This window comes from Pseudoalteromonas sp. Isolate3 (assembly GCF_022398505.1).
In the GTDB taxonomy this organism is placed as follows: domain Bacteria; phylum Pseudomonadota; class Gammaproteobacteria; order Enterobacterales; family Alteromonadaceae; genus Pseudoalteromonas; species Pseudoalteromonas apostichopi.
The window spans coordinates 1-16,585 of the sequence record NZ_JAKEVN010000004.1; the positions used below are offsets into that span (position 1 = coordinate 1).

13 protein-coding genes are annotated in these 16,585 nt (G+C 44.1%); 1 reads left to right on the top strand and 12 read right to left on the bottom strand.

Annotation, left to right across the window (positions count from 1 at the left end):
• Nucleotides 1–111: 111 nt before the first annotated feature.
• From fusA to L1D46_RS01820, 12 genes are all read right to left on the bottom strand, one after another.
• Nucleotides 112–2,199, bottom strand: coding sequence for an elongation factor G (gene fusA / locus L1D46_RS01765; protein ID WP_239976645.1), 2,088 nt, complete (start codon nt 2,197–2,199; stop codon nt 112–114).
• Between the two features lie 209 nt (nt 2,200–2,408).
• Nucleotides 2,409–3,137 carry a response regulator gene (locus L1D46_RS01770; RefSeq protein WP_130050238.1) on the bottom strand — a complete coding sequence of 243 codons (729 nt, stop codon included), beginning with the start codon at nt 3,135–3,137 and terminating at the stop codon, nt 2,409–2,411.
• A gap of 36 nt (nt 3,138–3,173) precedes the next feature.
• Nucleotides 3,174–4,796: a sensor histidine kinase gene (locus L1D46_RS01775; protein ID WP_239976646.1), complete on the bottom strand. Its 1,623-nt coding sequence runs from the start codon at nt 4,794–4,796 to the stop codon at nt 3,174–3,176.
• A gap of 14 nt (nt 4,797–4,810) precedes the next feature.
• Nucleotides 4,811–6,349 (bottom strand): tripartite tricarboxylate transporter permease, encoded by a 1,539-nt coding sequence (locus tag L1D46_RS01780; protein WP_239976647.1) that lies wholly within the window; start codon nt 6,347–6,349, stop codon nt 4,811–4,813.
• 3 nt (nt 6,350–6,352) lie between these two features.
• Nucleotides 6,353–6,817, bottom strand: coding sequence for a tripartite tricarboxylate transporter TctB family protein (locus L1D46_RS01785; protein ID WP_063700962.1), 465 nt, complete (start codon nt 6,815–6,817; stop codon nt 6,353–6,355).
• 9 nt (nt 6,818–6,826) lie between these two features.
• A complete protein-coding gene (locus tag L1D46_RS01790; RefSeq protein WP_130050235.1) occupies nt 6,827–7,792 on the bottom strand; it encodes a tripartite tricarboxylate transporter substrate binding protein in 966 nt (321 codons plus the stop codon).
• Nucleotides 7,793–7,804: 12 nt separating this feature from the next.
• Nucleotides 7,805–9,046: a porin gene (locus L1D46_RS01795; protein WP_167658248.1), complete on the bottom strand. Its 1,242-nt coding sequence runs from the start codon at nt 9,044–9,046 to the stop codon at nt 7,805–7,807.
• A 226-nt stretch (nt 9,047–9,272) separates the two neighbouring features.
• Nucleotides 9,273–9,932 carry a 3-oxoacid CoA-transferase subunit B gene (locus L1D46_RS01800; RefSeq protein ID WP_130050233.1) on the bottom strand — a complete coding sequence of 220 codons (660 nt, stop codon included), beginning with the start codon at nt 9,930–9,932 and terminating at the stop codon, nt 9,273–9,275.
• Nucleotides 9,933–9,943: 11 nt separating this feature from the next.
• Nucleotides 9,944–10,651, bottom strand: coding sequence for a CoA transferase subunit A (locus L1D46_RS01805; protein WP_239976648.1), 708 nt, complete (start codon nt 10,649–10,651; stop codon nt 9,944–9,946).
• Nucleotides 10,652–10,660: 9 nt separating this feature from the next.
• Nucleotides 10,661–11,422 (bottom strand): 3-hydroxybutyrate dehydrogenase, encoded by a 762-nt coding sequence (locus tag L1D46_RS01810; RefSeq protein ID WP_130050231.1) that lies wholly within the window; start codon nt 11,420–11,422, stop codon nt 10,661–10,663.
• A 4-nt stretch (nt 11,423–11,426) separates the two neighbouring features.
• Complete coding sequence (locus L1D46_RS01815) at nt 11,427–12,614, bottom strand: homoserine O-acetyltransferase (RefSeq protein ID WP_239976649.1); 1,188 nt, start codon at nt 12,612–12,614, stop codon at nt 11,427–11,429.
• A gap of 9 nt (nt 12,615–12,623) precedes the next feature.
• Nucleotides 12,624–13,925: a GntP family permease gene (locus L1D46_RS01820; RefSeq protein ID WP_130050229.1), complete on the bottom strand. Its 1,302-nt coding sequence runs from the start codon at nt 13,923–13,925 to the stop codon at nt 12,624–12,626.
• 294 nt (nt 13,926–14,219) lie between these two features.
• Here L1D46_RS01820 and L1D46_RS01825 point away from each other — a divergent pair, with 294 nt between their 5' ends.
• Nucleotides 14,220–16,511 carry a TonB-dependent receptor gene (locus L1D46_RS01825; protein WP_130050228.1) on the top strand — a complete coding sequence of 764 codons (2,292 nt, stop codon included), beginning with the start codon at nt 14,220–14,222 and terminating at the stop codon, nt 16,509–16,511.
• Nucleotides 16,512–16,585: the final 74 nt, after the last annotated feature.

Below are 16,585 nucleotides of genomic sequence, written 5' to 3' on the forward strand. Positions count from 1 at the left end.
TTAAATATCTTTTTAGAATATAAAAAACCCGCAACTAGTGCGTTAAATATCTTTTTAGAATATAAAAAACCCGCAACTAGTGCGGGTTTTTTCAAAGAATTAAAAGGCTAATTACTTAGCAGCTTTTTTCTCTTTTTCTGCAGCGATTACTGTTTCAGCAACGTTTGCAGGACATGGTGCGTAGTGTGAGAACTCCATAGAGAACTGACCACGACCTGACGTGATTGTACGTAAGTGGCCGATGTAACCGAACATTTCTGATAATGGTACATCACCCTTGATACGAACGCCCATTGCGCCAGCTTCTTGGTCTTTGATCATACCACGACGACGGTTAAGGTCACCGATTACGTCACCAACGTTGTCTTCCGGAGTGAATACGTCAACTTTCATGATTGGCTCAAGAAGTTGTGCACCCGCTTTAGGGATAGACTGACGGAAAGCGCCTTTAGCAGCGATTTCGAACGCGATTGCTGATGAGTCAACTGCGTGGAAAGCACCGTCGAAAAGCTCAACTTCAACGTCTAGTACTGGGAAGCCAGCTAGAACACCTTCTTGCATCATTGATGCGAAGCCTTTCTCAACTGCAGGCCAGAATTCTTTAGGTACGTTACCACCAACAACTGATGAAGAGAACGTGAAGCCTGAGTTTTGCTCACCTGGCTTGATGCGGTAATCGATCTTACCGAATTGACCAGAACCACCAGATTGTTTCTTATGCGTGTAGCTATCTTCGATTTCTTTCGTGATAGTTTCACGGTAAGCAACCTGAGGTTGACCAACAACTAGGTCTACGCCGTAAGTACGCTTAAGGATATCTACTTTGATATCTAAGTGAAGCTCACCCATACCTTTAAGGATGGTTTCGCCTGAATCTTCGTCAGTTTCAACTTGGAATGAAGGATCTTCTGCAACCATCTTACCGATCGCGATACCCATCTTCTCGTTACCGCCTTTGTCTTTAGGAGCAACAGCGATTGAGATTACTGGATCAGGGAAGATCATCGCTTCAAGTGTACATTCGTGCTTAGGATCACAAAGGGTGTGACCAGTTTGAACGTTCTTCATACCAACAACAGCGATGATGTCACCCGCTTGTGCTTCAGTAAGTTCGTTACGCTCGTCAGCTTGCATCTCAACCATACGGCCGATACGCTCTGTTTTACCAGTTGCTGAGTTAAGGATTGTGTCACCTTTCTTCATGCGACCAGCGTAGATACGGATGAACGTAAGTGCACCGAAACGGTCGTCCATGATTTTGAACGCTAACGCTTTAAGTGGCTCATCTGCAGAAACAGTTGCTACTTCACCAGTAGGCTCACCTGTTTCAGGATCAGTTAGAGGTTGTGGGTCAACTTCTGTAGGCGAAGGTAGGTAATCTACAACCGCGTCTAGTACTAACTGCATACCTTTGTTTTTGAATGCAGAACCACAGAATGTTGGGAAGAACGCAAGATCACGAGTACCTTTACGGATACAACGTTTGATGTCTTCTAGAGAAGGCTCTTCACCTTCCATGTAAGCCATCATTAGGTCTTCGTCTTGCTCAACAGCAGACTCAACAAGCATTTCATGGTATTCATCAACTTTGTCTACCATGTCAGCTGGAACGTCTTGTACTTCGTAGTTTTCAGGAAGACCAGTCTCGTCCCAAACGTATGCTTTTTTCTCAAGTACGTCTACAACACCACAAAATTGGTCTTCGATACCGATTGGTAAAGTCATAACTAGTGGGTTAGCACCTAGTACTTTCTCAACTTGACCTACAACGCGGTAGAAATCAGCACCCATACGGTCTAATTTGTTTACGAAGATTACACGTGCAACTTCTGATTCGTTCGCATAACGCCAGTTAGTTTCTGACTGCGGCTCAACACCACCAGAACCACAGAATACACCGATACCACCGTCTAGCACTTTAAGTGAACGGTATACTTCTACTGTGAAGTCAACGTGTCCCGGAGTATCGATAACGTTTAAGCGGTGGCCTTTCCACTCACAAGTTACAGCTGCTGATTGGATTGTAATACCGCGCTCAGCTTCTTGTTCCATGAAGTCAGTAGTAGACTCACCGTCGTGTACCTCACCAGTCTTATGAATTTTACCCGTAAGCTTAAGGATACGCTCAGTGGTGGTAGTTTTACCCGCGTCAACGTGGGCGAAAATACCAATATTTCTGTACTTCGATAAATCTGCCATTATTTTACTCTTAATAAAGTCGAAAAATTATTCGGCGGGAGTATAGCATTACTTAAAGCGAACATCACCATCGAAGTCGCTTAAAATGCAATCAATTTTATAAAATTTTTCTATGCTCAGGATAAGCGGCACTTTTTAACGTGCCGAACAGTGAGTTTATGCTACTAAAATCGCTAATTTAGAGCTGATTTGGCAATTAAATGATGCGATTAGCTGCTTGTCATTTTATAACAGCGCTCAGGTCGCCCGATACTCCCGTAGCTCTGATCAGCACTGACTTGCTCGGCTTCAAGCAAGTATTCGAGGTAACGGCGGGCTGTTGAGCGACTTACGCCCACTAAATCCCCCATTTGCTGAGCAGTAAAAGCCGTGCCAATATTCGCTTTAAAAGCTTTTAAGATCTTTTGCAAAGTAAGCTGATCCACCCCTTTTGGTAGCCTAACTGGCGTTTTTAACTGTTCTTGCGATCCAAATAAAGTATCGACCATAGATTGGGTTACTTCATCGGCATCTGAGAAACATTGTTGTCTTGCTTCGAATCGTGCCAATGCTTGATCTAAGCGATTTAGCATTAATGGCTTAACCAAGAAGTCACAAGCGCCAAGCTGCATGGCTTTTTCTAGTGTTTCTACTTCTTTTGCTGCGGTTAAAAGCATTACTTCGCTTTTCATTTCCTCGCGGCGCAACTCATTAAGTAAATCAAGACCATTGCCATCGGGTAAATGAATATCGAGCAAAATTAAATCGGCATTAACGGCCGATAATAACGCTTTCGCAGTGGCAAGATTGCCTGCAATACCAACAACCTGATATTGCCCTTGACGCAGTGTTTGCCGCGCCCCTTGTTGGCCAGCTACGCCATGAGGAAGTAATAAATATTGCGCCAATAATTGGGCAACTTCTACTTCATCTTCAACAATGACAACTGAGTAAGTCATGTTCTTTACCTTTTATTTATAGGCTGATCATTTTTATTATTTTGGAATGTAGACACTTAAACGTGCCCCCATCAGATCAGACTCACCTATTTCTAAACTACCACGACACGAATCTAAGTTGGTTTTAACTAAATAAAGGCCGATACCATGCTCAGCCCCTGACTTAGAACTGTATTGTGGTGTAAATATCACATCCTTGTCATCGCCTAAACCAAAACCGCTGTCTTCAACATCAAACAATAATGTTTTACTGGTTTCATCAACCGTAACACGAACCTTAGGGGTACGTGTATCGCTAGCTCGAATAGCGGCTTCAATTGCGTTATCAATCAAATTGCCAAGTATCGAGACAACCCGTTCCAGCATATCTTTACGGGTGATTGCTCCCAATAAGCTATCTGGATTAAGCTCAAGTATTACGTTTAATTCACGGGCTTTATGGTATTTACCAACAAGTAACCCAGCAAGTACCGGATCTTGGATCCTTTCGAGTAAATGATGGATCTGTGCTTGCGAGCCCTTGCTTTCTTGTCCAATTAACTCAATAGCCTGCTCAGTTTGTCCCATTTGAATTAATGCACCAATCAAGTTTAGCTTGTTTGAGTAATCATGAGTTTGTACTCGTAATAGCTCAGCAAAAGCTTGCACTTTAGTTAATTGCTGCGATAAATACTCAAGCTCATCCGCTGGGCGCATACTCAATAAAATCCCATCAGCCTGACCTTGCACTTGCAGTGCATATCGCGACAACACAATGCGTTTATCTGCAGCAAATAATTCAAAACCTACAATCGGACGCTGTTGGTTATGCATCAAAAACTCAGTATGTTCAGGAAGTAAATCTTCAAGCTTAAGTGGCTGATGAATGCAGCTGATCGGTTTACCAAGGATTTCGCAAGCACGTTGGTTTAAGTTACGCACGTTACCTTCTGGATCGAGGGCGATAATGCCGCTACGAACAGTATTCAAAATAGCATCTTGCTCTGAGAACAGCCTTGCAATTTCGTCAGGTTGTAAACCAAAAATAGCATTACGAACCCGTTGCCCGATATACACCGCAGCCAAAATACTTAAACCGACTAACAACAAGCCCCAAAGCATGATTTCAGCACTACGAGCACGAATAAGCGGTTCAATTGATTGTACTAAAAAGCCAACCGATACCAAGCCGATGACTTCGCCTTGTTCTGAGAGTACAGGGACTTTGCCACGGATAGACTCGCCCAAACTCCCCTTTGCAATCGACACATAACGCTCACCACGTAGCGCCGCTTTACTATCCCCACCCACCATAGGTTTACCCAGCTTGTCAGAGTCGGGGTGAACAATGCGACGGGTATTCCTATCACCGATAACAATAAAACTAGCTGCGGTTAGTTCACGAATATGCTCTATTTGCTTATTTAACTCATTAAGCCCTTGCTTCGTTTGTAATGCGTTTAGCACGTCATCTCGTGAAGCAATACTGGTTGCTAGCGAAAGCGCTTTATCACCCATGTGGTTATGTAAGCTTTCTGCAGTGATCTGATACACCAAAGCGCCAAACAACACAGCCTGTAAAACACATAGACCGGTAACCCAAATGATGAGCCGCGTTTCTAAGCGCTTTGGTTTTTTAACCACATGCTGAAATGGGTTTAGCTTATTGGTGTATCTCATATCAGTGCCTTGTACTACGCATGTTGCTCTGTTTGCGTAGCTGCTTTGTCTTTACGACGTTGGACAATATAGTCTTTCAGTGGGAACAACAACACTAAGATCGAAATCACAAAAATACTCAGTGTTAATGGGCGGTCCCATAAAAAGCTCAGCGAGCCATCTGAAATCATCATCGCACGGCGGAAATTTCGCTCAATCATATCACCGAGGATAAAGCCAAGTAATAAAGGCGCCATCGGGAAAGCTAACAATCTAAGCACCAAGGCCACCAGCGCAAAACCCACCATCATAAATAAATCAAAGGTGTTAAATGACACTAAATACACGCCAATTAAGCTGAAGAATAAAATCATTACTGTCAGCACAGATTTAGGCATTGCCAGCACTTTGGCAAAATACGGGATCAACGGCAAATTCAAAATAAGCAGTACAATATTGCCAAAGTACATACTGACAATTACCGCCCAAAACACACTTGGATTTTCTTGCATTAGCATAGGACCCGGCTGAATACCGTAGGCAATTAATGCACCTAGCATAATCGCAGTAGTGCCCGAACCCGGAATACCTAAAGTCAGTAATGGTACAAATGAGCCCGTACAAGCAGCATTATTAGCAGACTCAGGTGCGGCTAAGCCACGCATTGAGCCCTTACCAAATTTATCTTTCAATGCCTTTGGAGCAAGGTTCCGCTCAGTGGCATAGGCCATAAAGCTGGCAATGGTTGCCCCTGCGCCCGGTAAAACACCGACAATAAAGCCAAGTAAAGATGATCGGCCAACCACAGGAGCCATGTCTTTTACTTCTTCTTTAGTCAGTTTTGTTGAGCCAATTTTTGGCGTATCAGGATCATCAATTTTTTTATCTGGTTCAGCTTCAGGGCGTGCCACATTAATCAGAGCTTCAGCCAACGCGAACGTTGCCATTGCTACTAATAAAAAGCTAATACCATCTAATAAATCAGCTTGGCCAAAGGTAAAGCGCTCGGTACCTGAAGAGGGATCAATCCCTACTGTTGCCAGCATTAAACCAAATACCGTCATCATCATGGCTTTTAGAAATTGCCCTTTATTAGAGAACGCGGCAATGGCCGTTAAGCCTAAAAACATCAGTACAACATAATCAGGCGATTGGAAACTTAATGACACTTTTGCTAATAAAGGCGCAGCCACCATCAGTAAAATGGCCCCAATCGTACCGCCTATAAAGGATGAATAAGCTGCAATCGCAAGGGCTTTACCTGCCTTACCCTGCTTTGCTAGCGGGTAGCCATCAAACGATGACGCTACCGTCCCCGCCACACCCGGCGCATTAATCAAAATAGAAGAAGTAGAGCCACCGAATATAGCCCCGTAGTAAACACCGGCCATTAAAATCATGCCCGAATCAGCACCGATGCTGTAAGTGATCGGGATCATCAACGCAATCGCAGTAATTGGACCTAGACCAGGTAACATACCGATGAACGTGCCAACAAAGCAGCCTACAATCACATATAACAAGTTGTTCCAGTCGAGTACGGTCGACAAACCTAACATAATTCCATCAAGCATAACTTAACTCCACAGATTGCCAGGTACTAAGTAGATGCCCAGTACTTGTGTCATTAAAAACCAAAAAACCACGGCCACAGGCACTGAAGCAAACAACAACACCTTCTTACGGCGTTCACCCATAATAAAAAAGCCAGCAATTAAAAATGCACTGGTGGCAATTAAAAAACCAAACGGTTCAAGCATGGCGCTATAAGCAACCATTAAAACCAACAGTGCAAAGGTACGTAGTAAGTTGCCTTTACTGAGTAGCTCTGCTTTTTCTGCAGGCGCCTGCTTTAATAAGTTGGCACCAATCGAAAGTACACACACCACGATACCGAATACTGCATACACTTTTGGTAAGGTTGCTGAAGTAACACTTTCGTACTCTTCAAATGGCATAAGTGGAATTTGCCAAGCCACAAGGGCGTAGAGGGTAAAGAGGACCAAGAATAAACTTGGTCCAATTAGTTCACGGTTTAACATTGTCTAACCTTAGCCTCGGATAAAACCAAGTTCTTTCATTACAACGCGTAATTGCGCTTCTTGCTGCTCAAGTGATTTAATAAACGCGTCTTTTTCTTGAAACAGATTTAGCCAACCATTACGGGCACGAACCGCTTCCCACTCAGGGGTTTGTTGCAGCTTACGCAGCTTTTCTGTGTACTCTGCTAGCTTATCTGCAGGTAAATCTGGGGTCGCAAAAAAGCCGCGCCAGTTTACGAACTCCATGTCGTAACCTAGCGACTTTAAGGTTGGAATTGCTGGGTAATCAGGAAGTTTATCTGCAGAAGTCACCGCTAAAATCCGTGCCTGACCGCCATTAGCGACTTCGAGTGCCTCACTTAAGCCTGTCGAAAGTAAGTTGACCTCACCCGACAATAAACCTGCTTTCGCTTTACCACCGGCATCGTAAGGAATGTAACGTAATCGACGACCATCAATACCCGCTGCTTTCACCGCTTGTGCTGCTACTAAGTGATCCATGCTGCCGCGCGCTGAGCCACCCGCTACTTTTACAGAGCCAGGGTCTTTTTTCATTGCATCAATAACGTCTTGCCATGTTTTAAAAGGTGAGTCATTACGGACAACAAACGCACCATAATCAGCAATCATGCTGGCAACTGGCGTTAAATCGCGATAACTGTAAGGGATTTTTCCTGATAATGCGCGCAGTACGATAGGCGTTGAGTTAACCATCAACATATCGCCTTTTTTAGTGCCCGACTCAATCAAATAAGCAATCGCACGGCCACCGCCGCCGCCCGACATATTCTGAAACGATGCATTATCTTCAATGCCCGCTTTCACCATTGCTTCACCGACACCACGTGCTGTGGTATCCCAACCGCCACCAGGGCCACCCGGTACCAAAAAGTGTAAGTTTGCCAATGCTAGCGGGCTGGTTACTAATAACGAAACTGCTAAAAGAGAGCTTTTTAATGATTTAAACTTAGTCATAATGCACGACTCCTAAAATAAGTACTGCATACGAGCACTGATGCCCATACCTGAATCTTCATCACCTACCAGCGTAGAAGCACCGGCACCATCAACATCGCTGTAAATCAGGTTGCCCATAAATTTGATATCGCTGCTTAGGTAATATGATGTGCCTACTGTGTAAGTGGTTACGTCGGTACCTTGCTGTTTGCTGCTGGCGTTCATTTGTGACACACGTGCAACAAGCTCCCATGCATCTTTAATCCCTTTTGGTTGCACAAATAATGCTGAACCTGCTTTGTAACGGCGCTGCTCACCGCCTAAGAAATAACTTGCCGAAACATGAAAGCCATCAAAACGCTCTCCATCAAGTTCATTGCTGCTATCAACCGTATCGAGATAACGGCTGGCATATTCAGCCTCTAGAGTGAATGCATTCGCTTGGTAGGCAAATTCAAGACCGCTTTGCGACATACTATCAAGCGCAGCCGTTTCACCACCGACCGCGTAATCCACTAAGCGAACATTGGTTTCACGCACTTCACCACGGGCAAAACGAGCGCTTAAATCATTACCACCCATATCACGATAAGAGTGCCAAGCACCTACATGAATCACATCACCTGGTGCTGCACTAGACCACGTTAAGCGACCTGTTACAGCCAATGTCAGTTTGTCATCTTCGTCGTGGCCTGAGGCACCAAACGCATCGTTCTTGTAAACACCCACGGCATAACGTAAACCTGAGTCTTTAAAGTATTGATAAGCCGAGATACCCCAACGGAAGAAAGGTGAGAAAGAATTAGCAAGGGTGCTGCGCTCAATAGTATTAATATGTTTTGAACTGGTTAGTGCATTTAATGACATATCTTCGCGGATTTTACCGGCTTTTACTTTTAAGCCGTTGTCGAATGCATAACGTACACGCGCTAACACGATTTCAGCCGTGCCTTCAGCAAATTCGAGTAGTAGTTTGTGATCCCACTTGCCATGTTCACTTTCAACATAAGTACGGATACGACGAGGGAAGAATTCACTCCCCCCTGTACCTTCATTATTGGCATTGTAGGCACCATCAAAGTAGTTGTAGTCAAGTTGAACGCGACCGCCAAACTCTAAGTTAAAGCTACTTGATGCTTTCAATGAGTCCACTTCTTTTTGAAGTGCGTCGAGTTGTTGCTGTAATTGTTCAGTGTCGCTTTGTGCGAATGCTGATGTACTTGCTAACGCCGCTACAAAGGCTAAAGCGAGCTGTGTGTTACTTGCTTTCATGAATTACTCCACACCAGATTATAATTATTTGTTGTCGTTGATCGGCCTACTGCAAATGGCGATCTGGTTTGGAGCATAGTGTTAACGATAGATTAACGAAATGTTTAGGGGGTAAGTTGCATTGATGGTGATAAATGGCTTTTTGTTCATAAAAGTCATGAACAAAAAGCACATTATTGGGGTTTAGTATAAATTCTAGGCAAATTAACTACTTAAAGTCGTAAAACTAGCTAAAAGTCATCTCAGGAATGTCGCCAGAGACAATAAGCTTGCCCTGTGTCTTAGCAATAATCTCATCAACCGAGACACCCGGGGCACGCTCTAATAAATGAAATGCACCGTCTTTAATTTCTAAAAGTGCCAAATCGGTGATCACTTTATTGATACAACCAACACCTGTTAACGGCAAACTACATTCGGTCAGCAGTTTTGATTCGCCATGCTTGTTGGCATGGGTCATGGTGCAAATAATGTTTTTAGCACCGGCGACTAAATCCATCGCACCGCCCATTCCTTTAACCAACTTTTTCGGGATCATCCAACTGGCAATATTGCCGTTTTGGTCCACTTCAAACGCACCCAGCACGGTTAAATCAACGTGGCCGCCGCGGATCATGGCAAAGCTTTCTGCGGAGCTAAAAATAGCCGCTCCCGTTGCAGCGGTGACCGTTTCTTTACCTGCGTTGATCATATCGGCATCAACTTGGTCTGCACTTGGGTATGGCCCCATACCGAGTAAACCATTTTCAGATTGCAGCATCACTTCGATGCCATCAGGGACATAATTAGCGACCAAGGTTGGAATACCTATACCCAAGTTAACGTAGTAACCATCCTGTAGTTCCATCGCCACGCGTTTAGCGATTTGTTCTCGTGATAATGCCATCAGCGTGCTCCTTATTGATTCTCTTGCTTAGTGGTAACTTTCTCGATGCGCTTTTCAAATTCACCCTTAATCACCCGATCAATATAGATACCCGGCGTTTGAATTTGGCTTGGCTCCAGCTCTCCTGGCTCAACAATTTCTTCAACTTCAAGAACCGTAACTTTGCCTGCGGTTGCTGCCATCGGATTAAAGTTCATCGCCGTATGACGATAAATGCAGTTACCGTAGCGATCTGCTTTCCACGCTTTAACTATCGCGAAATCGCCAGTAATGCTTGGCTCTAATAAATAATCGCGACCATTAATATTGCGGGTTTCTTTACCGTCAGCTACCGGGGTCCCCACCCCTGTTGCGGTATAAAATGCAGGGATGCCCGCCCCGCCAGCACGCATTTTTTCAGCTAAAGTGCCTTGCGGTGTTAGCTCAACTTCGAGTTCACCATTTAATAACTGCTGTTCAAATAACGCGTTTTCACCAACGTAAGAGGCAACCATTTTGCTGATCTGTTTGTCTTCAAGCAACACACCTAAACCAAAACCATCAACGCCACAGTTATTCGATACCACAGTTAAATCACGGGTGCCTTGACGTTTAATTTGTGCAATCAGACCCTCAGGAATACCGCATAAACCAAAACCACCCGCTATCACTGTCATGCCATCTTCAAGGCCTGCCATCGCTTCGCTGTAACTTGTAACTACTTTATCAAAACCTGCCATTGGCTCCTCCTATTGTGCAGTCCAACCGCCATCAATGGCGATTGCTTGGGCGGTAATATTGCGTGCTGCATCGGCCATTAAAAAGCTAACGGTATGCAGGATCTCATCTAAACCGATAAATGCTTTTTTCGGCATTGGTGCCAGCATAATCGTGTCAATCACTTGTTGCTCTGAAATACCGTGTTCTTTTGCTTGTGAGGCAATTTGTTGCTCCACTAGCGGCGTTTTTACATACGCTGGGCACACAGTGTTAATAGTGATATTGGCATCACCAGTTTCCAGTGCCATAGTTTTAGCAAAGCCGATTAAGCCATGCTTCGCAGCGATATAAGCTGACTTATATTTGGACGCCACCATGGCGTGGATTGAACCAATATTAATGATGCGACCAAAGTCTTGTTCACGCATTCGTGGTAGCACGGCTTTGGTCATCATCGCCGGGCCAACGAGCATAACTTGCTGTAAAAACTGCCACTTATCAGCCGGAAAATCTTCAAGCTTTGCAACGTGCTGAATACCCGCATTATTAATAAGCACATCAATCGGCTGATTAAGCTCATTGAAAAACTGCTCTATTGCATCACTATCTGCCACATTAAGTGCATACCCTTCGGCGCTACCACCTTGCTCAACAATACCTGCTGCCGCCTGTTTTGCAGCTTGCTGATTTAAATCAGTGACAATAATAGTGTGGCCTTGCATCGCTAGTTGCTGGGCAACATATAAACCAATACCACTGGCTGCACCAGTAATTAAAACTGTTTTGCTCATCGGGCTACTCCTCTAAAAACTCACTGATAAGCTGCGCTTTAGGGGCGATTGAGAAAATGCCATCAAGGTGTCCCCAGCCCCCTTCAATTTCTGAAATCTCAACGTCTTTACCTGCTGCTTTCATGGTGTCAAACACGGTGCGCATGTTTTCAGGGCGAAGCAGTAAGTCGTTCGTTGCGGGTAGTAATAATGTTTTGGCAGATACATTTTTAAGTGCAGTTGTTAAATCGCTTTGCATGCCAGCGGTAAATAGTTGTGATGCCCGGACCAAATAAAGTACATGATTTGCATCTTGGGTTTTCGCACGCGCCATTGCACGTTGTGCTAGTATTTGGTTTAACTTAGGCAAGGTACGAATGTCTTTTAACGCGCCTTCATCAAGCACGTTAAAGTCAGGGAAGCTCGCGTTATAAATAATTGGATGCATCGCATCTTGCGTAATATTAAGCATGGTTGCCGCTAAGCCATCTAACGGACGCTCTTTGCCGTAATAATTACCTTGCTGCCAGTTTTTATCTAAACGAATTGGTAACGCCCATTTTTCAAGTGCTGCGACTGTCCATGCATCTATCGTTGCAGCGCCAATCACATGAATTAAACGCTCAACTTTATCTGGGTAACGCGTTGCCCACTCAAGTGCTTGAAACGACCCCATTGATGCGCCCATCACAGCATGTAACTTAGTGATACCTAGGCTTTCAAGTAAACGCTTTTGCACATTCACAAAATCAGTAATCGTAACCACAGGAAAATCTAAACCATAAGGTTTGCCTGTTTTAGGATTAGTTGACGCAGGGCCTGTGGTGATTACATTTTCATCATGCCAGTTGGCATTCACTAACGTATCTGAACTAATCACATAATATTTATTCGTATCGATAGCTTTGCCTGGGCCGATAATCGCATCCCAATAACCCGGTAGGGCATCATCCGCTTTATATTTGCCTGCGGCATGAGAAGTGCCAGAGAAATAATGAGTAATTAAAATCACGTTATCTTTATTGGCGTTTAGTTTTCCGTAACTTTCCCAGCCAATATCCACTTGCTCCAAGGTCACGCCAGACACAGTGGTAAAATCCTTTGTCGTAAAATGCTGTTTTTCCACTAGCATGGTTTCGGCTTTGTTTTCGGCGCCAAACGCAGTACTACTAAATACAACCAGCCATAGCAAAATTATTAATTTGGTTTTCATTGCTGTTCCTTAAAAGAAAATAAAGAGTCCAAGTGCCAATGCGACACCGATAAGCGGAACGACCGCAGTAAGTGCTGCCATTGACCAATACGCTCGTTGATGCGTTTCTTTACAGATAGCGCGTATTGTTGTCACTACATAGCCATTATGCGGCAAGGTATCGAGAGCTCCAGAACTAATTGCCACCACGCGGTGCAGCTGTTCAGGATTAACTCCCATATCTAAATAACCCGGTGCTACAAGTGGTAATGCAATAGCTTGCCCGCCAGAAGCAGAGCCCGTTAAACCAGCAATTACACTCACTGCCACTGCAGCGCCAACCAGCTCATTCCCAGGCATATGAGTCATCACATCTACTGCTGCGGTAAATGCCGGTGATACTTTCGCTACAGCTCCAAAACCAACCACTGCTGCAGTATTACCGATTGCCACTAAAGCGCCTGTTGTACCAACATTAATTGCATTTCCCATATCGTGAAAATGCTTGAAGTTGATAATCACAATACTCAATACGCCACCAAGCAAGGCTACAATAAGTGCTGTTTGCTGCAGTACATCATGTAGAGTAAATGATAAAAGTAACACCACGATTAGCGGGATCACACCAGTAATTGGGTGCGGACGACGACGCTCAATAATGACAGGATCATCATCACGAGCTTCAAAAGTTTCACCATTGGCAACGGCTTTTTTGATCATCTTGTTTAACCAAAAATAACCTACTGTTGCCATGAAAATGGCCACCACTAAGCTCACTTCCCATGCTGCATATGGCGACGTGCCAAGGTGCTTAACCGGGATCCAGTTTTGAATTTCTGGCGAGCCTGCCGAAGTCATGGTAAAGGTCACCGAGCCAAATGCCAGGGTTGCTGGAATAAAGCGGCGCGGTAAGTTTGCATCTTTAAACAAACTTAATGCCATTGGGTAAACAGAAAACGCAACAATAAAGACGCTCACGCCGCCGTAGGTTAAAACTGCACAGGCGATCACCACCGCAAGAACTGCGTGTTTCATACCTAGTTTGCCTACAATATAGCTCGCAACACTGTCTGCAGCACCGGTGTCTTCCATGAACTTACCGAATAAAGAACCCAGCAAGAACATAAAGAACCACGCACTTAAGAAACCAGCAAAGCCATCCATATAGGCGTTAATAAAGTTTGTATCTGCCGATACAGGGAAAATGGCCATGCCACTACTAAGTGCGACTAACAACGCACAGATTGGCGCGGCGATAAATAAATTTACCCCACGCAGCGTTAAAATGATCAGCAGTATTAAACCGCCTAACAGTCCTATCATGCTCAGCATAGACATTCCTATAATTATTGTTATTACACAGATGAGGTGACATCGGAATAATGCTATCAGTCTTACCTTAAGCGCCTAAAAAATACATAACACTAAGGTACTATCTGCTTTAAAAATAGCTTAATTGCTTGATAAATAAAGGGCTGTGGTGGGTATAGCACTATGGTACTAATTCAATTTTTGCAACTATCTTCTACATTAATTGACAGGTGACACGGGCAAACTTATTAAGTCTTCGGCAACATCAACGAGAGTGGCCATAAGACTAATGACAACAATAACAAGGAATACAACATGATAAAGCTTAACCCAAAAGTCGCGCCACTTACTCTGGCTGTATCACTTGCATTAGCAGGTGTCAGTGCTCAAGCGGCAGAACAAGCCGAACCTGCAGCAAAAAAAGGGGAACTAGAACGTATTCAGGTAACAGCGCGTAAAACCGTTGAAAACCTGCAAGAAGTTCCTGTTGCTGTAACTTCAGTTGGTGCTGAAGAGCTTGCAGAAAACGGTATCGTCGTTATGACCGAAGTTCAGCAGTTCTCGCCAAATACCACCTTGCAAGCAAGCCGTGGCACTAACTCTACAATTACTGCGTTTATTCGTGGTGTAGGTCAGCAAGACCCATTGTGGGGTTATGAGCCGGGTGTTGGTATCTATATTGATGATGTCTATCTTGCTCGCCCACAAGGTGCGGTGCTTGACCTTCTTGATGTGCAACAAATCGAAGTATTACGTGGTCCACAAGGTACGCTTTACGGTAAAAATACCATTGGTGGTGCAATTAAATACGTCACCAAAGAAATGAGCGGTGATGCAACTTTAAATATACAAGGCACTGTAGGTAGCTATAACCAAAAAGATCTAAAAATTACTGGTCAACTGCCAATTATTGACGAAAAACTCTATGTAGGTTTTGGTTTTGCAACACTTAATCGTGATGGTTTTGGTGAGTTTTTAACATCTGCTCTTGATAACCAAGACCGCGAAAACTACAACAAAGACGTTACCGCAGCTCGTGTTACTTTAGAATACACGCCTACTGATGACCTATTTTTCCGTTTTGCGTGGGATAAAACAGAAGATAAATCTAACGCGAAAGGTGGCTACCGCTTACTTCCTAGCCTACTAACAGATGCACCAGTTCCAGACAGTGTGTATGACTCATACACCAGCTTACCAACATGGAACAAAGTTGAACTAGAAGGCTACAGCTTAACTGCTCGTTGGGATATGACTGACAGCACGAGCATAAAATACATAGGCTCAAGCCGAGAGAGCTACTCACCAACTAATATCGACTTTGATAATACGTCGTTGCCGATTTTCGATGTACCCGCTATTTACGATGATGAACAAACTACTCACGAATTACAGCTAAACCATCAAGGTGATAACTACAAATTTGTATCTGGCCTTTACTATTACGATGGTGAATCATGTGGCCAGTTTGAGGCAATTTTAGGTATCTTAGGTCAAAGCTTAGGCGCTCCTGGCCTCACTCGTGAAGTTAGTGGTTGTAGTAACTCAAATAGTAAAGCTGCGTATATTCAAGGTAGCTATGACTTTAATGATCAATGGTCAATGACATTGGGTGCACGTTACACCAAAGACAAAAAAGAGGCGCTTGTTAACAACGGCCTAATTTTTGACATTGTATATCCAGAATCAGGTTGGATCCCTGGTTATACTCGCCCAGAAGGTCAACTCGTACCAACCGTACTAGATGATGAAGAAGAATGGTCACGCTTCACACCACGTGCTGGTGTTGAATATCAGTATTCAAACGACATCATGTTCTTTGCAAGTTATGCGCAAGGCTTTAAGTCAGGTACTTTCAACCCGCGAGCAACAACCGCAGAGCCTGCAGCAAAACCTGAAATCGTTGATTCATTCGAAATCGGTATGAAGAGTGAGTGGAATAATAACTTACGTGCGAACGTAACCTTGTTCACCCTTGATCATAAAGACCGTCAGTATATTTCGGTGTTACCGGGAGACAGTGCATCTGATCTAAACCAACGCTTAGGTAACATTGGTGAATCAACCTCAGATGGTATCGAACTTGAACTTAACTACGTAGCCACAGAATCACTAAGCTTTGATGCATCAATTGGCTATATAGACAGTAGCTTTGATAACGTAATTGATTACGACCCTGAAACAGGCGAGGCATTCGACAAATCAGATCGCTTCACAGTATCAAACACGCCAGATTTGACCTTCAATCTAGGTGCGACCTATCGCATGTACACAGAAATGGGTGATTTTGTAGTAAATGGTAACTACTACCACCGAGGCGACTACGCTCTATTCGAAGAAGATAGCCTACTCACTCAAGATGCTTACGGTATCTTTAACATGGGTATTACTTGGTACAGCACAGACGGTCACTGGACTGCTGGTCTTTACGGCAAAAACTTAACGGATGAAGAGTACATGATTGGTGGTTACCAATTCGTAGCACCTGATCCAACAGATCCAACTGATACGAGCAAATACACCCCTGGTTTAGGTGGTGATAATACGCTAATCGGTTACTACGGCGACCCTCGCACTGTTGCCTTCACTGTTGGTTACCGTTTCTAAAAAAGAACCTAAATCCTTGTGTGAGAAAGGTTTGTCTGAAACTTCCCTTCAGGCAAACCTTGTTTCAAAGCGCA